We start from the raw sequence: 21,825 nt of genomic DNA on the forward strand, positions 1-21,825 counted from the left end.
AAAATGGTCATTGACGTAGTGCATGATACACAAGAAGTTTTTCGTACCTTTCTCCATTGCATGTCGAGACCGGGAACGATTAAAAATATTGACGACATAGGAAACCAGATGGAGCAACTGGGAAATTGCCGTCATGCAACGTTTCTAGGTGCAATGACATTATTGGATGCAGAAGTACGCTTTCATATTATCGGCGAAAATGCAGCTGAAATCGAAGAGGTGCTTTCAGCTTATACATTGTCAAAAGCAACTGACCTGCACAAGGCGGATTATATATTTATCCTGCAAGATGTCCAGCCGCAAATGATAGGCGAAGTTTTTAATCAAGCAAAAAAAGGGACATTAACAAACCCGCAACAATCCGCGACGATTATTATTGAGATGGAAAAGTTGTCAAATGACCCCCAACTTACGCTACACGGACCCGGAATTAAGACTAAGGAAAACGTACAAATTACTGCAAGTGAGTTGTGGGTATCTGGAAGGGCGAAGGCTAATAAAGAATACCCGCTTGGCGTGGATATGATACTAATTGACCACCAAAGCAACATAATGTGCTTGCCAAGAACAACAATAATCGACAATTGCGAGGTGTCCTAAATGGCGTATGTAGCAGTAAAGGGCGGAACGGAAGCAATTGAAGAATCGATTAAACGGATGACGTTTGAACGGATCCACTTACAGGAACTGTTGGAAATTAAAACAATCATGGCAACGATGCGCGGAATGGTCGATCAAGTAATGTCAGAAAGCAGCCTATATTCGGAATTTCTGGCAGCCCTCGCTATTAAACAATCGGAAGGAAATATGGAGGAAGCTGTTTTCCTTTTGCGAGCACATCGCTCCACATTGCCAAGGCACTATTATACAAGAGTTGTAGAGCCGGACACGATGGCGGTAGAACGAAGAATATCAGCGAGTTTCAAAGACATTCCCGGCGGACAAATTTTAGGTGCATCGTATGATTATACACATCGATTAATGGACTTTGATTTGATTGATGAAACGGAATCGGCAATGAAAGCATGGCTTGAGCAATATATGAATGAGGAAATGACTGTTACTGAGAAGTCTGATTTAACGTCATTGCCAAAGGTGGTCGATTATCTTCGAAAAGAAAAATTACTTTCCGAAGTGACAGACGATAACACTGAACCAATTGATGTGACGAAACAAAGTATTCAGTTTCCGACGACGCGCGGTGAAAGACTTCAAGTATTAACGCGAGGACAAACGGGCGCTATTACGTCGCTCGGCTATGCATCCATTCGGGGATATGGCGCAGTCCATCCGACAGTAGGAGAATTGCGTGTCGGCAAGCTGCCATTAACGATCAGCCACCCCGCAGATTCATCAGATGAAATCGAAAATGATTATTATATCGGTAAAATCAAAGTGACCGAAGTGGAAGCGTTCGTTCCGATTTCCATTCAAAAAGAAGATAATACGGAAGAACTTGAATTTGAAGTCGGTTATGGGATTTGTTATGGACAGAACGAAACAAAGGCAATTGCCATGAGCATTTTAGATCAGAGCTTAGAAGTCGGAAGCCAAGGTCACCCGACACAGGATGAAGAATTCGTTTTGCTTCATATCGATTCGGTCGAGTCGAGCGGCTTTATATCCCATTTGAAATTGCCGCATTACGTCACGTTCCAATCTAAGCTGGATAGTATGCGGAAAATTAAAAAGGAGTCTGAAAAATAATGCAACCACAAACCCATTTCGCTTTATTTGATGAAGGTTCCAAAAAAGAAATACGCAGGGCCATTTTAAAAGCGGTTGCTATTCCTGGCTATCAAGTGCCGTTTGCTTCAAGAGAAATGCCGATTGCACGCGGCTGGGGAACAGGTGGGCTACAAATTACTTTGTCGATTATCGGAAAACAGGACGTACTGAAAGTAATCGACCAAGGTGCTGATGAATCGGTCAATGCGGTGAATATTAAGAAACTCGTCCATAAAACGACGGGAGTCGCGACAACAATCGAAACGAGCGAAGCAACAATCATCCAATCCCGGCACCGAATTCCAGAAGTGCCATTAACAGAAAAGCAAATTATGGTGCTGCAAGTTCCGATTCCTGAACCTTTGCGTTGGGTGGAACCAAGTGAATATAAAACGAAAAAACTGCATGCGGAGAATGATTATAGCGGAGCATGGTTATTATTGTTTGAACAAATTATGAAGTACGGAAAAACGGCTACGAATGCAGATCACCCTGTGCTCGTCCATGATCGTTATGTCATGGCGCCGAGTCCGATTCCGCGTTTTGATAATGCAAAAATGCACCAATCGGACTCATTGATATTACTCGGTGCCGGACGAGAAAAGAAAATTTATGCTGTACCGCCTTACACAAATGTCACTTCACTGGCATTTGAAGATCATCCATTTGAAGTGGAATCATTCGACGGAAAGCATTGTCATCTATGTCATGCGACGAATGTATTTATGGATGAATTGGTCAACCAAGAAACGGGCGAGGCCTATTACCAATGCAATGATACGAGCTATTGTCTTGCTAATTTGAATGAGCAGGGACGCGAAGTGGAGGTGGAAGTTGAACATGCAAGATAAGCCTATCTTACAAGTGAAAAACTTGACGAAGCAATATGGTCCAGGATGTTCAATTTGTACGAACGCTCATGAGGAAGTGCTAGAGAAAAATTATTGTCCACATTGCAGAACGGTCTATGCTTGTCGTGATATTTCGTTTGATGTCTATCAAGGTGAAATTCTTGGCATCGTCGGTGAGAGCGGAAGTGGAAAATCGACGATGATGAAATGCCTGTATTTTGACGAAACCGTAACAAGTGGGGAAGGGTATATAAACCCTTACAAAGACGGGATGGTAAATGTATTTGAACAATCTTCTCAACAACAACGTTTTATCCGAGATACAATTCTCGGCATGGTATACCAAAATCCGATGCTTGGACTGAAAATGGATTTTTCCTCTATCGGAAATATAGCTGAAAAACTCATTGCGGCTGGTGATCGAAATGTCAATCGAATGGAAGCGAGAAGTAAAGAATTACTTGAGCATGTCCATATTCCACTTGCTCGTATGAAAGATGAACCAAAAAAGTTTTCAGGCGGAATGCAGCAACGTGTTCAAATTGCGAAAGCATTGTCCAATAATCCTCCTATTCTTTTGCTGGATGAAGTAACGACAGGACTAGATTTATCGGTACAAGCAAGCGTCCTTGATTTAATCAAAAAGATTCAGCGGGAACTTGGCATTAGCATGATTGTTGTGTCTCATGATCTTGCTGTCATCCGAATGCTTGCAAACCGGACGATTGTCATGCTCAATGGAACGATTATTGAACAGGGATTAACGGATCAGATTTTGGAAGATCCACAGCATGCTTATACGCAACAACTTGTCTATTCTTTAATCTGATAATTTGTGTTCAAAAAGGAGGACAAAAAGAGCCGAGAAGTTCAAGGAAGCGCAGCCTTCGAGCACCGGACCGTATGGTTTTGATATGTGAGGAGCGGAGAAGTAAGCTGACGCCGAAATTCGACAGCTATTTGAATTATCTTCTCTAATATAAATCGCACGAAGAAAAAGCGCTCTTCTTTTTCGAGGAATTTTTCCCGGACTTTTTGAACAACCTCTGATAGGAGTGTTAATGTGTACGTACTGACAAATGGCCAACTCATTATGGAAGAACAAATTCTTCAACATCATGCTGTCGTTATTGAAAATGAAAGAATCAAAGCAATCATTTCCGAGGAAGACGTTGCAAAGTTCAATGATTACACAATCATTGACGCACAAGGCGGCTATATTTCACCTGGATTCGTTGACATCCATTCTGATTATATTGAAGGAATTATTTCACCAAGACCTACAAGTTTAATGGACTTTAATATGGGCATCCGAGAGGCAGAGAGAATTCTAATCAGTCATGGGATTACAACCATGTTCCATTCTCTTTCCATCTATAAGGACGATGGGTTTTCTCATAAACCGATTCGCAATCCGCAAAACGTTAACCGGCTCATCGATGCTATCAACGAAACACATACAAGTGAGCATTTGATCCGCAATAGAATGCATGCACGGTTTGAAATTGACAATATTGAGGCAGTAGATCGGTTTATACAAAACATTGAGGAAGGAAAAGTCCATCTTATTTCCTTCATGGATCATACGCCGGGACAAGGACAATATAGAAATTTGGAAATCTATCGTGAAACTTTGAAAGGTTTCCGTTCCATGACGAATGCAGAAGCGGACGTACTCATAGCTGAGAGCATGAATAAAGAGAAAATTACGCTGGATCAAATAAAAGAGATTGCACAATTTGCTTTGGACAATAATATTGCTGTCGCCTCGCATGATGATGACGAAGTAGAGAAGCTGTCGTTAGTCAAAAGCTATGGGACGACAATCAGTGAATTTCCAACGACGATAGAAGTTGCGAGGAAAGCGAAAGAAATGGGCTTATGGACAGTCGCGGGGGCACCGAATGTCATGCTTGGAGGCTCACATTCCGGAAACTTATCAGCAGCTGAGGCGATTGAGGAACAGACAATTGATATTTTGTGCAGCGATTATTATCCTGCTGCGTTATTGCATTCTATTTTCAAATTGAGTGACGAATATGGACAGGATCTTCATAAAATGTTTCAGCTCGTTACATTAAACCCGGCAAAAGCCGTTCAAATTGATGATGAGATTGGTTCCATTAAGGAAGGTAAGAAAGCGGATCTTATCATTATCGAGAAAATGGATGATGGCTTTCCGGTAGTGACGGCTTCCATCGTAGATGGAAAATTGATTACAAGGACGATGTATCGTTGAAAATAAAAGAGATTACTTTATTCAAAGAGTGATATTGGAAAGTTCATAGAAAAAATATGAAGAAAGGGGAGAATCCAATGCCACCACTGCTTGAAGTAAAAGGATTGGGTAAATCCTTTACAATTCATCATTTAAACAAAATTATGCAGGCTGTTCAGAACATCGAATTTACTCTAAACGAAGGTGAATTCATTGGCATTGTCGGAAAGAGCGGCAGTGGGAAATCAACCGTTTTAAAAAGCATTTATCGAACCTATTTACCTGAAAAAGGTGAGGTTCTGTATAGGTCAGATAAGTTCGGAATTGTCGATCTAGCGCAGCTATCTGAAAGAGAAGTTTTATATTTGCGTAAACATGAGATTGGCTATGTATCGCAGTTCTTGAATGTAATGCCACGAACGACAGCGCGTGAACTTGTGGAACAGTCAGTCATTGAAATGGGGAAGCCAGAAGAAGAAGCTCGGCAGGCGGCTATAGATGCTCTGTCACATTTTGAATTGGATCCCGAGCTATGGGATAGTTACCCGAATACGTTTTCAGGTGGGCAGAAATTACGCTTGAATATTGCGTGTGCCATTGTGAAAAACCCCCGATTATTATTGTTGGATGAACCGACAGCAAGCTTGGATGATGCCTCGAAATTGAAGGTGCGAGAAGTGATTGAACGATTGAAAGCAGATGGAACGACGCTGATCGGGATCTTTCATGATTTGGAATTCATGGATGGATTATGTGATAAAGTGTATGATTTGCAGGAAAAAACGCTCGTTTAAAAGGAAGGGATTTGCATGAAGGCGGACTTACATGTTCACTCCCACTATTCAGATGGGTCCTCATCGGTGGAAGAATTGATGGAATTGGCCTCAAAGAGAGGAATTACCCATTTGAGCCTAGTGGATCACGATACAATCGCTGGCATTGAAGCTGCCCAACAGGAAGGGAAGAAGCATGGCATAACAGTCGTACCTGGTATCGAAATTTCTGCTTATGATTTTACGAGAAATCGGAAAGTGCATATTCTCGGCTATCAGTTTGATAAAGACGCGGTACATATCCAGGAGCTTTGCAATCCTTTATTAAAAAGGAGACATGAGAATTCCCTATGGCAAATTAAGCAACTGCAAAAGAATAACTACAATATCCGGCTTGAGGATGTTGAGAAAAAAGCGATGATGTCGGGTGTCATTTACAAACAGCATATAATGCATTGTTTACTTGATCATCATTTTACAACACCGCTCTATAAAAAACTGTATCAATCGCTTTTTAAAGGAAACGGAATATGTGCAAGAGATATTGAATACGAGGATGCAGTTGCAGCAATCAAGGCAATCAAGGCGGACAATGGCTATGCGGTGTTGGCTCATCCTGGACAACTTGATTCATACGAATTAATTCCAGAGCTTGTGAAAAACGGACTCGACGGAATTGAACGCAATCATTTTGATCATTCAAAAGAAGATAAACACAGAGTGGATCAGTATGCAGATGACTATGGCCTAGTTCGAACTGGCGGAAGCGATTTTCATGGAGATTATGGCACACCGATTATGATAGGGGATCTTGTAAGTCCCAATGAACTTCTTGAATCAGTTTTTATGTAATGAATATAAAGATAGTATAAAGATACTGTAAATATTGGGATTTTTTTCTATTAATATGGTGAACTAGTAGATGTAGACGATTTGGACGAAAGGGTGGTTGTTAAAATGTCCTAAGACATACATCTTCTCACTAAAACTCACGAGCTGAAATAATCATACTAAACAACCTAATAAGAGGAGAAAATCATGAAAAAAAATCTACTAACTTTTTTATCAATTCTTTTCCTTGTAACAATTTTGGCGGCTTGTTCTTCAAGTAGTGCGAACTCTAGTGATAAGTTAACGATGGTTTGGTATCCGAACGAGTCTGGCAATGATTTAAAAGCGGCACGTGATGAAATTGGAAAAGTGATTGAAGATGTGACAGGTAAAAAAGTAGAGCATAAATTGACAACGGATTATGCCATTGCAATTGAAACAATCGCTAATGGCAATGCTCAACTTGCATTCATGGGTGCACAAGGGTATATCGAGGCGAAAAACAAAAATAACAAAATTGAGCCTCTTATTGTACCAAGTGGAAAATCAGGCACAATTGATGATGCAGTTTACTATAGTTGGTTGGCTGTAAAAAAAGCAGACGCTGAAAAATATAAAGTGAATGGGGATTTTGCGATTGATAATATTATCGACTCCCAATTCTCGTTCGTATCAAGCAGTTCAACATCAGGATTTAAAGTACCATCTAGTGATATCGTCTCGTATTTTTCGAAAGAGGATAAATGGAAAGATTTAAAGCCAGAAGATTTAATGGAAGGCGGAAAATTTTTCAAAGAAGTATTATATGGCGACTCACACCAAGGATCTGCGGTTAACTTGCTAAGCGGACGTGCAGAAGTAGCTGCATTTTGTGATACATGTGTTGGAAATTATATTGAAATCGCTCAAGGGGAACCAAATAAGAAAGGCTCTATCTATAAAGTAAAAGCGGATGCCGCTGAACCTTTCAATACAGTTCCTGGAGAAGAATTTGTATTGATTAATGTGACACCCGTATTAAATGCACCATTTGCTGCAAACATGGATAGTTTAAGCGCAGAAGATTTCAAGAAGATTCAAGAAATTTTAGTGTCGGATGAAGTATCGAAAAATGAAAAAATCTTTGTTCCAGATGGTTCTGATACACCGGGTCTTTTCAAGAAAACAGCAGATGAAAAGTTCGTTGTCGTAGAGGATTCTTGGTTCGATCCGATTCGAAAATTGTCGAAATAAGTAGCTTGTTAGATAAAAAAGCATGTACCAAAGTGTAGACAGTTTCTTGGCGCATGCTTTTTTCTTTGCTGTTAGTTACCAAATATCGATACAAGGAGTTTTTTTAAAATGGCTTTGTTACATGTTCATAATCTCTCCAAACGATATGAAAAAGACAAGCAAGTTTTATCGGATATCAATATGGAAGTAGGCGAAGGGCAGTTTGTATCAATAATCGGCCCATCAGGAGCAGGTAAATCAACATTCCTTCGCTGTATCAATCGGATGATCGATTCAACCGAGGGAGAAATCTATTTTGACGATGTCAACGTCATGTCATTAACCAAAAAGGATTTACGTAAACATCGAACGAAGATCGGGATGATATTTCAACATTATAATTTAGTATCCCGTCTAACAGTCATTGAAAATGTACTGCATGGAAGGTTCGGGTATAAATCCACACTTCAGGGTGTTTTGGGACTGTTCACTGAGGATGAAAAATTACAGGCATTCAATTTACTCAAAAAGCTCGGAATGGAAGAACATGCTTATAAAAGATGTGACCAGCTTAGTGGGGGGCAAAAACAACGTGTAGGAATTGCGCGTGCATTAATACAGTCTCCAAAACTCCTTCTTTGTGATGAACCGATTGCTTCATTGGATCCGAATGCTTCCAAAGTGATCATGGATCATTTGAAGACGATTTCTAAAGAATTGAATATCACGTGTATTGTCAACTTGCACCAAGTTGATGTCGCTAAAAAATATTCGGATCGGATTATTGGATTGAACAGTGGAAAAGTCGTATACGATGGGGGTTCCAGTGAGTTAAGATCTGATGCAATTCATATGATTTATGGCTCTGAAGCTGGAGAGCTCATAATGGAATAGGAGGCATATCTATGGATCTTACGATTTTTAGGAAAAAGAAACGTTATATGACGATTTTTGCTGTTGTTCTTATTGGAATTACGATATTATCTGCAAAAATGACAAATTTTGATTTTTTGCACGGCATACAAACCATGCCTAAAGCGTTCAATTGGATAGGTTCGAATTTAATCGTTACGGAACAAGCATTAGAAAAATTGCCGTCCATTATGGATAAATTGATCGAAACGATCTTTCTGTCCATAACTGCAACGACAACTGCAAGTGTATTGGCTCTCCTATTGGCGTTAATGGGTTCACGTACGACGAAGATTAATGACTTTTTCGGGAATTTGAGTAGAATAATCGCCTCAGTTTACCGAAATATCCCAATCGTTGCATGGGCGTTAATCTTACTTTTATCATTTGGTCAAAACGCATTGACGGGTTATTTTGCGCTATTTCTTGCTACGTTCGGCTTTTTGACACGAGCTTTTATTGAAACGATTGATGAAACAAGCAGTAGCTCGGTGGAAGCACTGCGCGCTACGGGTGCTACTTATTTTCAAGTGGTAGCGAAAGCCGTCTTTCCAGAATGTTCTCCGCAGATGATCAGCTGGATCTTATTCATGATTGAAACGAATATTCGAAGCTCGACGCTTGTCGGTATTTTGACGGGAACAGGGATAGGGTTCGCATTTGATTTGTACTATAAGAGCATGAATTATAACGTTGTGAGCCTAATTACAATTAGCATTGTCATCGTTGTTATCGGAATCGAACTCGTGTCCAATTATGTTAGGAGGGTAATTTTATAATGACCACGATGGAAAGTGAACTGAGTTTTAATTTGAAAAGGACTCAGGCAGGGAAAATAAAAATTAAAGTGTGGAATAAGTCTCAGGTTGTCATGATAGGTACGTTTGTCACACTTCTTTTTCTAACAATCTATGGTTTTCTAACCTTTGATTATAAAGGGATTGTGTTAATCGAAGCGGCACTGGCAACGCTTTATAATTTGAAGTTGATGTTTTTACAGCCAATGCTTAGTCACTTTACATTTGTGGAAGCTATATACCAAATTGTAGTGACGATGGCACTGGCTTTTTTATCGACCATTTTAGGCGCGGTCCTTTCATTGTTCATCGCCTTATTTGCGGCAAAGAATTTATCATCAAAGGTTGTTTCAAACAGCATCATAATGATGGTAGCTTTTATACGTGCAGTACCGACAGTATTATGGGTGTTGATTTTTGCGATTGCAGCAGGACTTGGAAGTGAGGCAGCCATTTTAGGAATGTTACTTCATACCATCGCATTTTTGGTGAAAGCATTTGCCGAGTCTTTTGAGGAAATGGATGATGGTATTTTAGAAGCATTGCGGGCTAGCGGAGCGAATTGGTGGCATATCGTCACGCATGCAGTGATTCCTTCAACAGCTACATCTCTTCTATCATGGACTTTTCTGCGCTTCGAGACGAATTTCACTGTGGCGGTCGCAATGGGCGCTGCTGCTGGAGCGGGCGGAATCGGGTTTGAATTGTTCATGGCTTCCGGATTTTATTTTGATTTGCGTGAAGTTGGTTACATTACTTACGCCATCTTAATTGTTGCCATCGGACTTGAAATGCTATCGACACAACTAAAAACACGTTATTTGACAAATGCATCAGTAAAATAATTTTCCAAACTGATTATGTGATGAGGTTTAGGTACTAACCTAAACCTCATCTATTTGGATCAAGATTATTGTTTCCTCGACTCTATTGAGTTATCCACCTTGCTTTGTACGGGTGCGTATGGCAAGTGACCATCTGCCTTCATTCCAGCCAATATACTGCGAACCAGCTCCTGCGTCACGATACCCCTGAATTCTAAATCCAGATTGCAGAAGAGGTTTCACTTCATTATTTACTTTATCTTGAGTTGATGAAGGTCCTCCAGTTATTTGTTAATTAATTATAGGAAATCCCCTCATAACAAGGGTTATTTTACCTATTCGTAGAAATTTTTGTGAAATTGGTGAATTTTGTTGAATCTTGTAGAATATCGTTTTATACTACAAAGGTATTGATCACTTATTCACATTGTAATTAAAGATAAAGGCAAACTATTTGAAAGAATAGGACGCAAAGCCTAGGGTCTAAGGTTTAGTGGGTTAATATACCTACGACTATGATCGCCTGGTTACCAAATTGTATTTTATTAAAAATAAAATATTTTTTTGGCTATTCTTTTTTAAAAAATTGAATAGCTTTTTTTTGTTGGAGAAATAAGAAAGGGAGTTTAGAGAGTGAAGAAATTGGCTAATTTTAAAAGCATTAAAATGAAATTGATATTTGGATTTTCGCTGGTTATCTTACAGGTCATTGCATTTGGAAGTTATAATACCATTGTTATTATGCAGAGTAATGAAGCGGCTAAAAACATTAGTCAAAAAGAGCTTCCTATATTAATTGCTAATGAACAAATGGCTAGGACGATGGCAAACCGAATATCTACTGCCCGCGGTTATGTACTGTATGGCGGGGATTATAAAAACCGATTTAAAGAGTATACAGAAGAGGGAAAGCGTAATGAGAAAATTATTAGAGAAAGAGGCGCTTCCGAAGAATTCGATAAGCTGATCGAAAGGACCGTTGCTTGGAGGAATTATGTTGAAGCAGAGGTTTTTGCTGAGTATGAAAAAGGGAATCAAGAATTAGCGAGAAAAAATCTTGAAAAAACGAATTCAGAAGTTCGAGAAATCATGGCTGGATACGAAAATCTGGCTAAAATGAGACAGGACTTAATTAATGAGACCGAGCGGACGATTGTCGAAAATGGTGAAAAGACATTATTTGTGTCAATGGTTATCACTATTTTGATCATTTTACTGAGTATTGCTGTTGCATTCATTACGTCTAAAATCATTACGGCTCCGATTTCGAGAGTAATGGAGCGCATGAAGCTCATTGCTAACGGAGATTTAAGTCAGGAACCGTTAATCATTAAAACTAGAGATGAAGTGGGTCAGCTTGTTGCTGCTACGAATGAAATGAGTGAAAATGTCCGTCAACTATTAAATGAAATCAACTTTGTATCTGGCTCCATCACGAGTCAAAGTGAAGAGCTGACTCAATCAGCCAATGAAGTGAATGCAGGATCCCAACAAATTGCTACAACTATGCAAGAATTGGCAACGGGTACCGAGTCGCAAGCGTCAAGTGCAAGTGAATTAGCTTCTGTTATGGGAACCTTTGCTAGTATTGTTCAGGAAGCGAATGAAAATGGTAGTCTTATTGCAAAAGCATCGAATGAGGTTTTAGACATGACAAGCGAAGGCAGCCAGTTAATGGATGCCTCAACTCGACAAATGGCAAAGATTGACCAAATCGTCCAAGATGCGGTCGAGAAAGTGCAAGGATTAGATAGTAAATCACAAGAAATTTCAAAACTAGTTTCAGTTATCCAGGATATTGCTGCTCAAACGAACTTGCTTGCCTTAAATGCAGCCATTGAAGCGGCAAGAGCAGGTGAACATGGAAGAGGCTTTGCTGTTGTTGCTGATGAAGTGAGAAAACTAGCCGAGCAAGTATCTGGGTCTGTCTCTGATATTACAAATATTGTAGCTGGTATCCAAGATGAATCAAGCATTGTAACGGAATCTCTAAAGGATGGTTACAAAGAAGTGACGGAAGGAACAAGTCAAATAAAGACAACCCGAGAAACTTTTGCTGGCATTAGCACCGCTGTCACAGAAATGGCGCAAAGTATTCAAACTGTATCTGAAAACATGGCTAGTATTGTATCAAATAGTGATAGTATGAATCGATCTATTTCTGAAATTGCTGTGATTTCGGAAGAATCCGCTGCGGGAGTGGAACAAACCTCCGCCTCGTCACAGCAAATTAGCAGCTCAATGGATGAAGTAGCGAATAATTCGGACGATCTTGCGAAATTAGCGGAAAAGTTAAATGGATTGGTCCAACAATTTAAGCTTTAAAAATACTATATTATAGAAGAAAAACAATCTTTCCTTACTTTTGCTGTAAGAGAAGGATTGTTTTTTTTATAAAAAATTTCCCACTTTAAAGCTTAAAAGATTTTCTAAATTTTCAGTTGTTTATAAATGGATAGGCATGTTATTATCAAAATATTAGGGAATTAGTTAATTAGTAGTAGAGAAGGTAAATCGTCAAGTTCAGCCTTTCTAAAAAATGTAGAGGAGAGAATTGCTCATGAAAAAAAGGTTTATGGCAGCCGTATGTGGTGCCATGCTCATGCTTTCAGCTTGTGGTTCCGGCGGCTCAGGAAGCAGTGAAACGAGCGGTAACGGAAATAGTGACAGCAGTAAAGAACCAGAAAAGATTGTAAAAGTTGGGATTATCCAGCTTGTTGAGCATCCATCTTTAGATGGAGCAAGGGAAGGATTTATTGCTGCTCTAAAGGATGCAGGATATGAAGATGGTAAAAACATGAAGCTTGACTATCAAAATGCACAAGGCGATATGAATAATAATATGTCGATTGCCCAAAACCTTGTGTCAGATCAAAATGATGTGATTCTAGCAATCGCAACAGCCAGCGCACAAGCTGTTGTGAATTCAACAAAGGACATTCCTATTCTTTTTACAGCGATTACAGATCCTGTTGGGGCTAAGCTAGTTGAGAGCCTTGAGAATCCAGGAGGTAATGTGACTGGTACATCTGATACACATCCGGATGCAATCAAAAATACGATCAACGCTATTAAAAAATTTATTCCAGATGCAAAAAAAGTAGGGATCATCTACAATTCGGGTGAACCTAACTCTGTTGTAAACGTAGAAAATGCAAAGAAAGTAATTGCTGAAGTCGGATTAGAAGCAGTGGAAACATCGGTATCAACAAGCTCAGAAGTGAAGCAAGCTGCTGAATCATTAGTTGGGCGAGCGGACGTTTTCTATATTCCGAAAGATAACACAGTTGTTTCTGCGCTAGAATCAGTTATTACAGTTGCAAATGACAAGAAAATTCCAATGTTTGTCGGAGAGGGTGACTCCGTTAAGCGTGGCGCCTTTGCTTCATATGGTCTTGACTATCATGACCTTGGCTACTCTACTGGAAAAATGGCGGTAGAAATTCTAAAAGGAAAGAAGCCAAATGAGATCCCAGTCGGCTTCCCAGAAAATCTCGAACTTGTCATTAATAAAAAGGCAGCCGAGCTTCAAGGGATTACATTGTCTGAAGAGTTATTGAAGGATGCTAAAATTGTAGGAGAATAAAGAAAAAATTTTAATAGTTTATATGAAACTGCTATCAGTGCTGATAGCAGTTTTTTATTTTTTTCGAAGTTTTCATTGTAGGAAGGTTTTACTAGCTTTCGTTAAACCGCTTTCAATTAAGCGTGTTCTATTCGAGTGGATTCGACAAACCTCCAAAAGATTTGAATGAATACCTACAAAAGCAATAAAGGCAGATATTGAAATCCATGTCTGATACTTATTTTGCCAAGAATGAACTGAAATTAGCTATTTTTATAGAAAGAGTTTTAGCTTTTTCTATTGATGCAACCATTATCATCCTGTTTACTTACACTGCCTATATGATGTTATTTATTGATGTCATCGGGCCATTGTTTTTATTATTGCTGCCAGATTCATATGAATATGGGCCTCATGTTGCATTTCTATTATGGATAGTATTTATTTGGCTATATTTTGCCTGTATGGAAACCTCACGCTATAGAGGTACCATCGGCAAGTATCTATTAAAGTTAAAAGTCACAGATGAGGACGGAGAACAAATAACCTTTAAGGAATCAACGATCCGCTTTTTTCTTAAACTTATTTCGTTCATTCCAGTTTTCGCAGGCTTCCTAATTGCTCTTTTTACAAATAAGAAGCAAACGTTTCATGACATTACAGCAAAAACAATTGTAATAAAGAGTGAAATCGGGCCTTAAAGGGTAATTCCTTTTAAGGTCTTTTTGCTACAAAAATAATTAAAGCGGTAATTTTCCTCTATTATAAGATAAGTGCTTAACTATGTATATATAGTTAAGCACTTAGGATTTGAGTCTTTAGTCATGCGGTATATTTGAAAATAAGGGGCATTATCCTTAGGAACCATTTTTGTATAAAAACGTAAATTTATATAAATACTGGGTTGCTTTCAGGATGAACAATTACATAAATCGGAGGAAGGTTATATGAATAGGAAAAAACCAATAGTAAAGATTTTCTTTTTTTTATTGACCTGCATCTTTATCCTTTCAGCTTGCAGTCATGCTAGCCCAAGTGATTCAGAGACAAAAGCTCCAGTAAAGGAAGAAAACAAATATGAAAAATTAGCAAAGGAAAAAAACGAAGAATTGGAATTGGAGCCAATTGAACTGACTTCTTACAGCGAAGAGATTGGAGCAACTCTAAAAAAGCCCGTACATAAAAAATTTGCAGTGAATGGGAAAGTTATAGTCGAAGGGGAAATCGAAAAGCACTCTCAATTAAAATCTGATTTTGCCTGGATCAAAGTCCATTCTGATGAAGAAGGGCCAGCTGGGAATAAGCATGAATATTACACACCTATTAAAGACGGCAAATTTAAGCAGGACATTCATTTCTTCAATGGGGAGGGTGAGTATCAAATAACGGTTCAGCTACCAAGTACGGATCGTGAAAATTATTATTATGATACGGCTAAATTTGAAGTTTATAATGTGAATCCTGAAATTAAGCGGGATATCACCTTTACGCCATCTGGCCAGGATGTTGAGCTTGCCCTAAAATTGGATTCTAGCTATGTAGAAGAGGATGGAATCTTTCAGTTAAAAGGGGAAGCCGGTAAATTGACAGATGAGGATACAATTATGCTCAGACTCGATAAAGACTCTGAAACGTGGAAGCATATAATCTCAATTAAAAATGGAAAGTTTGGCTATGATATCCCTTTATTTTACGGGGAAGGGGTACATAAGCTGGAAGTTTTAGTTCCTGACGAAGAGCGCGAAAATTATTATCAAATGGCTACAACTATTTTAATAGATAATAAGTCGAACCGGATGATGAAGCCGATTGAGTATTCGAATACTTATATAGAGCGTGGCGTTACATTAGAGTATCCTCTATTCGGTGGCGAAGAATCTGATGGGACTTTTAGAGTCAAAGGCTCAATTGATCCGAAAGCCGAGTTTGCTCCCGAGACTACACATATTTATATCACATCAAAAAAGGGCGACGATGAAGCATTAGATGTGATTCCAGTTAAAGATTTCAAGTTTGATGATTCGTTTTATTTAAGATTCGGCCCAGGCACATATGAAGTGACGGTCAGTGTACCTGAAATCAAAGAGGAAAACAGTGATTACTTCCGTTATTTTGGCTTTGCGCAATTTGAAGTAGACTCAAATGCTCCTGAGGATAAACGGGACCTTCTTCCTTCCCGCGGAGTTCAATCAGACGCACCGCAAATTCATAAACTGGCAGAAGAACTAACAAGCGGAAAGAGCAATGACCGGGAAAAGGCAAAAGCGATTTATGAATATGTCGCTCGAAATGTGAGCTATGATGTTGGAAAATTTAAAAATGATGAGTTTGAATGGGATGACAGTGCATTAAAAACACTTGAGCTAAAAACAGGGGTTTGCCAGGACTATGCTTATTTAGCGTTAGCACTTCTTAGAGCAAGTGAGATCGAAGCAAGATTGGTAGAAGGAATGGCACGTAGCGGATTTTGGCCTGGTAAGCACGCATGGGTAGAAGCGAATATTGATGGCAGTTGGCTGACAATGGATCCAACATGGGGCGCTGGTTATGTGAAAGATGATCAATTTGTTCCGAACTTCAATGAAACGTATTTTGATCCAAACAAAGAAGAATTCGAGAAAACACATACGCGGACAGGTGTTTCTTATTAATCATGAAAGTGGAAAAAACTGATTTTTCCGACCGAAGAATACCAGAATCAATAAAGGAATCTTGCTGAACAAAAAGATCTCAACCAGATTGGTGCTCATATAGTGGCCCCTATTTTATTCATGATTATGCTTAATATAAATGTTATGGTGCATGCGAATTTGCATCTAGTAGTCTTTGATAGGAAACCGTCTGAAAGAGAAATTAAGGTTTAACAATAAAAAGGTTAAGAAAAACCATTCTCCATAAAGTAAGAATGGTTTTTCTTGTAAAAAGCCCCAGCGCCGCATATCGAACTAAGGCTATTGCTTAATTTATTTTTTTAATATTGTCTACATGACGGGGTGCGGTTCAAAATGAAGGGATTCAATAAATTGGACTTCACTTTGTGGGATAAGCAGATTCGTACATGGCTAATAACCATATTATATTCTGAGAGGCTTTCTCAAAAATGGAATACCCCTACAATGATGGGCCCCAAAAAGGAGCCTATGATGGCACATAATGTCATGGAAACTGAACTCATCGAAAAGGTAAGTTCACTGTATTCGGCAGCCTTTGCAGTTCCTAAGGCATGTGAGGTGCTGCCAAGGGCAATCCCTCGGCCAATAGGACTATGCACACGGATATATTTAAAAATAGTGGGAGCTGCAATAGCGCCGAAGATACCTGCAATCATGACACCAATAATCGTCATCGAGACATTTCCGCCTAATCCTCTAGCCACTTCTATTGCAACAGGAGTTGTAAGAGATTTAGGGATGATCGAAAGCGTTAATGGATGACTAAACCCGAACATCTTAGCTAATATACCGACACTTACCATTCCAGAAATGGCACCGACCAAAACCCCTCCAAATATAGGGAACAAATGATTCATTAAAAAATGCCGTTGTTTATATAAAGGATAAGCAAGTGAAACAACTGCCGGTCCTAATAGAGAATTAATCCACTGTCCTCCTATCATATAGCTTTTATAAGGAATTTGAAGTACCTCTAGGGTGATGATGATCAGAATGGTAGTAGTTAAAATAGGAATTAAAAATGAATAAGAATACCTTTTGTATAATTGGGTCGCCGCAAAATAAGCGATAACAGTTAATAAAATCATGCCGAATGCGAATAGAAATTGTGACATTTTTTTATCCTTTCTTTAATGTTCTTTCTTTTTCAAGAAATTGACTTGATTTTCCGGCTATTGCAATAGAAATTACGGTGCTTAATAGAACGACTAAAACGAGCAATAGACCGTGAAGTGAAAGCAAAGAAGGGTAATTCATGATACCGACTGTAGCCGGAATATAAAATAAAGATAAAAGACCTAACAGAAAACCTGCGCCATGTTCAATAAATTTTATTGGGATTATTTTTAGACATAAACAAATGAAAAGTAGTATAAGTGCAATAATACTACCTGGAATTCCTAAGTGGAAAAGATTGTGAATAGCATTTCCAATGAAGGAAAAAACATATAAGATGCAAATTTGCAAAAAAGTGATCAGGAATTTCATACTTGCAGTCGTCCCTACTTTCATAAAAATGACCTTAAAAACTAAATGTTAAAAATAAAGACCCAAGTGATTCCTGCTCAATTGGGTCGTAGTTTAGGTGTGTTTGCAATTTTTTTAATGTGCTTGTAGTTCTAATTCTTTAATTTCTACATTTCTTTGAGCAAATACTTTTTTAATAACCTTAAGGGCATTTAGGACTCTTGGAAAACCTGTATAAGGAATCAAGTGCATAACTGTTTCAACAATTTCCCTTGGTTTTACGCCAGCTGTAAGTGCTGTGTTAATATGCAATTCCAATTGTGGTTCTGTACCTAGAGTTGCAAGAGAAGAGATCGTAATCATTGCACGTTGCTGATTAGTTAAGCCCTCTCTCATATAAATATCTCCATATGCAAATTCAATAATATAATTTTCCAGACCAGGTGCAAGATCGCCTAGTTCTTCTGAAATCTTTAAGTGTGTTGAGATCTCCTTGTTATCTGTTATTGTATATTCCATCATTTTATCTAAACCACGTTGGTAACGATTTTTTTCCATGTTATTTTCCTCCTAATACGTCGTTTGTATTTGACATAAATAACTATATCGCGGTTTTTGTTATTCGTAAAATACATATAACTCATACAACGTATTCATTATTTTCATGGGTTAGAAGAGAACTCAGATGTAATATACTCAATAAATTCACGAACTGCGGGTGAAGCGTATTTCTTTTTCTTTGAAATAAATCCTAAATTCCATGGGACGTTTGGATTGACGATAGGAATGGCCTTGATTAAATCTTGATCGACTTTTTTTGCAATGGGTTTTGGGAAAACCGAAATCCCTAAGTTTTCACCAATCATCCCACTCATAAAATCCCATTCATAACTTTCGTAAGCAATTTCAGGGCTAAACCCAGCTCGCAGGCATTCTTGAATAATGAGATCATGAAGAGCAAAGCCTTTCTTAAATAGAATAAAGGTTTCATTTTGCAATTCTTTCATTTCAACTCTTTCCCTCTGCGCTAATGGATGGGAATGATGAACGAAGAGCATCAGTTCTTCGTAAACAAAAGGCACAATATCAAACTCCTCTTCATCCACCGGTAGAATAACCACACCAAGATCTAATATCCCATCTCTGACTTCCTGTATAACTTTTTTTGCTCCATCTTCAAATAGTTTTATTTTGATATCGGGGTAAAGAGTATTGAATCCCTTAATGATTTTTGGAAAATATAAAAAGCCAATGATTGGTGGTATGCCGATTTTTATTTTTCCTTTTTTTAAGTTCATTAAATCGTATAGGTGGATGGACAAATCATTTAACGATTCTATTATCATCTCCCCTTCCGCTAAAACAATTTCCCCAGCTTCCGTTAATTCAATTTGTCTTGCGGAACGGTCAATCAGTTCTATATTTAATTCTTCTTCCAAACTTTTGACTACCTTACTTAGTGTGGATTGTGATAAATGAAGGGCTTCCGAAGCTTTAGTAAAACTTTTGTATTTGGCAACTTCAATAAAGTAGGTAAGGTGACGTATGTCCATAAATGTAATCCCCGATCCATGAATTATATACATATATTATATTCCTATCATTCATTTTACCCATGTGAATATCAGATGTATACTAATTGTGAACGAAAATTAACATAAAAGGAGCGACTTCTATGAATAAATCATTAGAAAACAATGTTTCTTTAACTATAGAGGCAGCAAATAAAATTGGTTTTGTAGGCTTGGGTGAAATGGGATTATCTATGGCTTTAAACTTAAAAAAGGCAGGTTTTCAAGTATATGCTTTTGATGTTAATCAAAGCATTTATGAAAAAGTACAACAACAAGGTATCGTCTGCTGTAACTCTATTAAAGAGGTAGCCGAAAACTCAGATAATGCCGTCATATCCATGGTTCGTACAGCAGCTCAGACAGAAAGTGTTATTTTCGGAGAAGAAGGTATTGTCTCAGCGGATAAACAAGGGCTTACTATTGTTGTTATGAGTACGCTTGATCCTTCTACTATGAAAGAGTTAGAAGAAAGAGTGGAAGAGGCAGGATACTATTTAGTCGATGCTCCTGTAAGCGGCGGCCCATCTGGTTCTAAAGCTGGTACTTTATCGATTATGACTGCCGGTAAAGAAGAAGCAGTTCAAAAATGTATGCCTTATTTCCAAGCAATGGGCAAGAATCTTTTTAACTTTGGCGTTGAAGCCGGCATGGCACAAGTCGCAAAACTCGCGAATAATTTGGTGCTTGGCATCAATATCATAGGTGTTACAGAAGCACTTAGATTCGGACGAAAAAACGGCCTGCCTGCAAATGAAATTATAAAGCTTATGAAGGTAAGTACTGGCGGCAGCTGGGTAGTCGATAATTGGGGCGAAGTAGAAAAATGGAAGCCAGATGCTACGCTTGGCGCCATAAACAAAGATTTAACAGCTGTTAAAAAGGCAGCTTCAAAAAACCATTTGTCTTTACCATTCGGAGAACTTGCTCTTCAATTATTAGCAGAATCAATGGAAGCAGTAAATCGGGATCTTGATATGTAAAGAATGAAATAAGGTTGATGTAATCAAGAACTAGGTCACCTTATCGACTTTAAAGAAAACAAGTAGCACATAATGAGCAAGGATTATGAAGATCATCAAGCTTTCTAATAAATGTATGGTTCAATTGAATATAGAAAAAGCGTGTTTTGATCAATTTTTTTCAAAACACGCTTTTTTATTTGCTCTTTTATTAAGTTAATTTATATTAATAAACCTTTAGTCCAAGGCCACAGTTTTACCATGACAGTAGCCATGGACTAATTTAAAAGCGGTTAACTGAAAAATACAAAATAATTATAAGTCTGTCTTCGGATTCTTACGAAATTCTGCTACAAAAATATTAAAAGAATATTACAGGATTTTGACAAAATTTAGCGAATTGAAAGTATGGGAGAGAACTGGCAACTTTAGTTCAGAATTTTGTATAATTAATAGATTACTATAATCTACTCAGGAGGTAACTCATGACTCGTGAATATATGCATCCAAAGATTGAGAAAGTGTTAGGCAATATTGAAAAAGTAATGATCGGAAAACGCCATGTCGCTGAATTAAGCTTAATTGCCTTACTCGCTGAAGGGCATGTTCTTTTAGAGGATGTACCTGGTGTTGGAAAAACGATGATGGTGCGTTCGCTAGCAAAATCTGTCGGGGCTAATTTTAGAAGAATTCAATTTACGCCTGATTTGCTGCCTTCTGATGTGACTGGAGTTTCCATTTATAATCCAAAGGAAATGGAATTTCAATTCCGGCCCGGACCAATTATGGGGAATATTATTTTGGCGGATGAAATTAATCGTACATCACCGAAAACTCAGTCTGCTCTTTTAGAGGGGATGGAAGAAAGCAGTGTGACGATTGATGGGGTAACCCATATTCTTGAGAAGCCGTTCTTTGTCATGGCAACGCAAAACCCGATTGAATATGAGGGCACATATCCGCTTCCAGAAGCACAATTAGATCGCTTTTTGTTAAAAATGAAAATGGGCTATCCGGACATTTCAGAGGAAATGGAAGTGTTAAATCGTGCCCAAAAGGCAAGACCTATTGATGAATTGGAACCTGTTATTAGTTTAATAGAATTAAGAGAATTGCAGGCAAATATTAAGGAAGTATATGTCGATGACACGATTAAGCGCTATATTGTGGATCTTGCCAATCGGACAAGGACTCATGCAAGTGCGTATTTAGGGGTCAGCCCAAGGGGATCGATCGCTTTAATGAAGGCTGCACAAGCGTATGCCTTTATGTATGGAAGAGATTATGTCTTACCTGATGATGTTCAATACTTGGCACAAGCTGTATTCGCACACCGGATTATTCTAAGATCGGAAGCAAAGTTTGAAGGGATCACAGCAGAAGAAATTGTAGATCAGATTCTCTCAAGGACGCCGGTTCCAGTTCAAAGGTTTGTGAAATAA

Annotated in this window: 21 protein-coding genes and 1 riboswitch; of the genes, 17 read left to right on the forward strand and 4 right to left on the reverse strand. The window is 38.5% G+C overall.

Translation table 11 applies throughout. The features are described from left to right. Positions 1-3 precede the first annotated feature (3 nt). The 15 genes from phnH to F7731_RS22665 all read left to right on the forward strand — a co-directional run bounded on the left by phnH (position 4) and on the right by F7731_RS22665 (position 16,362). A complete protein-coding gene (phnH, locus tag F7731_RS22595; protein ID WP_151537059.1) occupies positions 4-600 on the forward strand; it encodes a phosphonate C-P lyase system protein PhnH in 597 nt (198 codons plus the stop codon). Beyond that, the gene (locus F7731_RS22600; protein ID WP_151537060.1) at positions 601-1,707 is read left to right on the forward strand and encodes a carbon-phosphorus lyase complex subunit PhnI; all 1,107 of its coding nucleotides are present in this window, start codon (positions 601-603) and stop codon (positions 1,705-1,707) included. Beyond that, positions 1,707-2,579, forward strand: a complete 873-nt coding sequence (locus F7731_RS22605; RefSeq protein ID WP_151537061.1) for an alpha-D-ribose 1-methylphosphonate 5-phosphate C-P-lyase PhnJ — start codon at positions 1,707-1,709, stop codon at positions 2,577-2,579. Before F7731_RS22600 ends, F7731_RS22605 begins: the two co-directional genes overlap by 1 nt. Beyond that, positions 2,569-3,408, forward strand: a complete 840-nt coding sequence (locus F7731_RS22610; protein WP_212031234.1) for an ATP-binding cassette domain-containing protein — start codon at positions 2,569-2,571, stop codon at positions 3,406-3,408. Before F7731_RS22605 ends, F7731_RS22610 begins: the two co-directional genes overlap by 11 nt. Before the next feature lie 234 nt (positions 3,409-3,642). Next, positions 3,643-4,818, forward strand: coding sequence for a phosphonate metabolism protein PhnM (gene phnM, locus F7731_RS22615; RefSeq protein WP_151537063.1), 1,176 nt, complete (start codon positions 3,643-3,645; stop codon positions 4,816-4,818). 77 nt (positions 4,819-4,895) lie between these two features. After that, positions 4,896-5,591 carry a phosphonate C-P lyase system protein PhnL gene (gene phnL, locus F7731_RS22620; RefSeq protein ID WP_151537064.1) on the forward strand — a complete coding sequence of 232 codons (696 nt, stop codon included), beginning with the start codon at positions 4,896-4,898 and terminating at the stop codon, positions 5,589-5,591. 15 nt (positions 5,592-5,606) lie between these two features. Beyond that, positions 5,607-6,422 (forward strand): PHP domain-containing protein, encoded by an 816-nt coding sequence (locus tag F7731_RS22625; protein ID WP_151537065.1) that lies wholly within the window; start codon positions 5,607-5,609, stop codon positions 6,420-6,422. A gap of 186 nt (positions 6,423-6,608) precedes the next feature. Beyond that, positions 6,609-7,634 carry a PhnD/SsuA/transferrin family substrate-binding protein gene (locus F7731_RS22630; RefSeq protein ID WP_151537066.1) on the forward strand — a complete coding sequence of 342 codons (1,026 nt, stop codon included), beginning with the start codon at positions 6,609-6,611 and terminating at the stop codon, positions 7,632-7,634. A gap of 108 nt (positions 7,635-7,742) precedes the next feature. Further along, entirely contained in the window at positions 7,743-8,507 is a 765-nt protein-coding gene (phnC, locus tag F7731_RS22635) for a phosphonate ABC transporter ATP-binding protein (RefSeq protein WP_151537067.1), read from the forward strand. 11 nt (positions 8,508-8,518) lie between these two features. Beyond that, the gene (locus F7731_RS22640; RefSeq protein WP_151537068.1) at positions 8,519-9,304 is read left to right on the forward strand and encodes a PhnE/PtxC family ABC transporter permease; all 786 of its coding nucleotides are present in this window, start codon (positions 8,519-8,521) and stop codon (positions 9,302-9,304) included. A gap of 8 nt (positions 9,305-9,312) precedes the next feature. Then, positions 9,313-10,167, forward strand: coding sequence for a PhnE/PtxC family ABC transporter permease (locus F7731_RS22645; RefSeq protein ID WP_425482038.1), 855 nt, complete (start codon positions 9,313-9,315; stop codon positions 10,165-10,167). A gap of 413 nt (positions 10,168-10,580) precedes the next feature. Beyond that, positions 10,581-10,681: riboswitch (cyclic di-GMP riboswitch) on the forward strand. A 98-nt stretch (positions 10,682-10,779) separates the two neighbouring features. Further along, positions 10,780-12,471 carry a methyl-accepting chemotaxis protein gene (locus F7731_RS22650; protein WP_170289784.1) on the forward strand — a complete coding sequence of 564 codons (1,692 nt, stop codon included), beginning with the start codon at positions 10,780-10,782 and terminating at the stop codon, positions 12,469-12,471. A 235-nt stretch (positions 12,472-12,706) separates the two neighbouring features. Continuing rightward, positions 12,707-13,732 carry an ABC transporter substrate-binding protein gene (locus F7731_RS22655; RefSeq protein WP_151537070.1) on the forward strand — a complete coding sequence of 342 codons (1,026 nt, stop codon included), beginning with the start codon at positions 12,707-12,709 and terminating at the stop codon, positions 13,730-13,732. A gap of 206 nt (positions 13,733-13,938) precedes the next feature. Beyond that, on the forward strand, positions 13,939-14,412 hold the full coding sequence (locus tag F7731_RS22660) for an RDD family protein (protein WP_151537071.1): 474 nt from the start codon (positions 13,939-13,941) through the stop codon (positions 14,410-14,412). A gap of 246 nt (positions 14,413-14,658) precedes the next feature. Continuing rightward, positions 14,659-16,362, forward strand: coding sequence for a transglutaminase domain-containing protein (locus F7731_RS22665; protein WP_151537072.1), 1,704 nt, complete (start codon positions 14,659-14,661; stop codon positions 16,360-16,362). A 443-nt stretch (positions 16,363-16,805) separates the two neighbouring features. Here the strand turns inward: F7731_RS22665 and F7731_RS22670 are convergent, their stop codons facing one another. The 4 genes from F7731_RS22670 to F7731_RS22685 form a co-directional block, all read right to left on the reverse strand. Continuing rightward, positions 16,806-17,498, reverse strand: coding sequence for an LrgB family protein (locus F7731_RS22670; protein WP_151537073.1), 693 nt, complete (start codon positions 17,496-17,498; stop codon positions 16,806-16,808). Positions 17,499-17,502: 4 nt separating this feature from the next. Then, a complete protein-coding gene (locus tag F7731_RS22675) occupies positions 17,503-17,871 on the reverse strand; it encodes a CidA/LrgA family holin-like protein (RefSeq protein WP_151537074.1) in 369 nt (122 codons plus the stop codon). A 114-nt stretch (positions 17,872-17,985) separates the two neighbouring features. Beyond that, entirely contained in the window at positions 17,986-18,408 is a 423-nt protein-coding gene (locus F7731_RS22680; RefSeq protein ID WP_151537075.1) for a carboxymuconolactone decarboxylase family protein, read from the reverse strand. A gap of 104 nt (positions 18,409-18,512) precedes the next feature. Continuing rightward, the gene (locus tag F7731_RS22685) at positions 18,513-19,403 is read right to left on the reverse strand and encodes a LysR family transcriptional regulator (RefSeq protein WP_151537076.1); all 891 of its coding nucleotides are present in this window, start codon (positions 19,401-19,403) and stop codon (positions 18,513-18,515) included. 122 nt (positions 19,404-19,525) lie between these two features. Here F7731_RS22685 and F7731_RS22690 point away from each other — a divergent pair, with 122 nt between their 5' ends. Next, complete coding sequence (locus tag F7731_RS22690; RefSeq protein WP_151537077.1) at positions 19,526-20,404, forward strand: NAD(P)-dependent oxidoreductase; 879 nt, start codon at positions 19,526-19,528, stop codon at positions 20,402-20,404. 464 nt (positions 20,405-20,868) lie between these two features. Next, positions 20,869-21,825 (forward strand): AAA family ATPase, encoded by a 957-nt coding sequence (locus F7731_RS22695; protein WP_151537078.1) that lies wholly within the window; start codon positions 20,869-20,871, stop codon positions 21,823-21,825.

The organism is Cytobacillus depressus (genome assembly GCF_008923245.1).
Lineage (GTDB): Bacteria > Bacillota > Bacilli > Bacillales > Cytobacillaceae > Cytobacillus > Cytobacillus depressus.

Excerpts from the sequence above, each read along its gene's own strand:
- phnH (WP_151537059.1), top strand. The coding sequence starts at position 4 with ATGGTCATTGACGTAGTGCATGATACACAAGAAGTTTTTCGTACCTTT.
- F7731_RS22600 (WP_151537060.1), top strand. The coding sequence starts at position 601 with ATGGCGTATGTAGCAGTAAAGGGCGGAACGGAAGCAATTGAAGAATCG.
- F7731_RS22605 (WP_151537061.1), top strand. The coding sequence starts at position 1,707 with ATGCAACCACAAACCCATTTCGCTTTATTTGATGAAGGTTCCAAAAAA.
- F7731_RS22610 (WP_212031234.1), top strand. The coding sequence starts at position 2,569 with ATGCAAGATAAGCCTATCTTACAAGTGAAAAACTTGACGAAGCAATAT.
- phnL (WP_151537064.1), top strand. The coding sequence starts at position 4,896 with ATGCCACCACTGCTTGAAGTAAAAGGATTGGGTAAATCCTTTACAATT.
- F7731_RS22625 (WP_151537065.1), top strand. The coding sequence starts at position 5,607 with ATGAAGGCGGACTTACATGTTCACTCCCACTATTCAGATGGGTCCTCA.
- F7731_RS22630 (WP_151537066.1), top strand. The coding sequence starts at position 6,609 with ATGAAAAAAAATCTACTAACTTTTTTATCAATTCTTTTCCTTGTAACA.
- phnC (WP_151537067.1), top strand. The coding sequence starts at position 7,743 with ATGGCTTTGTTACATGTTCATAATCTCTCCAAACGATATGAAAAAGAC.
- F7731_RS22640 (WP_151537068.1), top strand. The coding sequence starts at position 8,519 with ATGGATCTTACGATTTTTAGGAAAAAGAAACGTTATATGACGATTTTT.
- F7731_RS22645 (WP_425482038.1), top strand. The coding sequence starts at position 9,313 with ATGGAAAGTGAACTGAGTTTTAATTTGAAAAGGACTCAGGCAGGGAAA.
- F7731_RS22655 (WP_151537070.1), top strand. The coding sequence starts at position 12,707 with ATGAAAAAAAGGTTTATGGCAGCCGTATGTGGTGCCATGCTCATGCTT.
- F7731_RS22660 (WP_151537071.1), top strand. The coding sequence starts at position 13,939 with ATGTCTGATACTTATTTTGCCAAGAATGAACTGAAATTAGCTATTTTT.
- F7731_RS22665 (WP_151537072.1), top strand. The coding sequence starts at position 14,659 with ATGAATAGGAAAAAACCAATAGTAAAGATTTTCTTTTTTTTATTGACC.
- F7731_RS22670 (WP_151537073.1), bottom strand. The coding sequence starts at position 17,498 with ATGTCACAATTTCTATTCGCATTCGGCATGATTTTATTAACTGTTATC.
- F7731_RS22675 (WP_151537074.1), bottom strand. The coding sequence starts at position 17,871 with ATGAAATTCCTGATCACTTTTTTGCAAATTTGCATCTTATATGTTTTT.
- F7731_RS22680 (WP_151537075.1), bottom strand. The coding sequence starts at position 18,408 with ATGGAAAAAAATCGTTACCAACGTGGTTTAGATAAAATGATGGAATAT.
- F7731_RS22685 (WP_151537076.1), bottom strand. The coding sequence starts at position 19,403 with ATGGACATACGTCACCTTACCTACTTTATTGAAGTTGCCAAATACAAA.
- F7731_RS22690 (WP_151537077.1), top strand. The coding sequence starts at position 19,526 with ATGAATAAATCATTAGAAAACAATGTTTCTTTAACTATAGAGGCAGCA.
- F7731_RS22695 (WP_151537078.1), top strand. The coding sequence starts at position 20,869 with ATGACTCGTGAATATATGCATCCAAAGATTGAGAAAGTGTTAGGCAAT.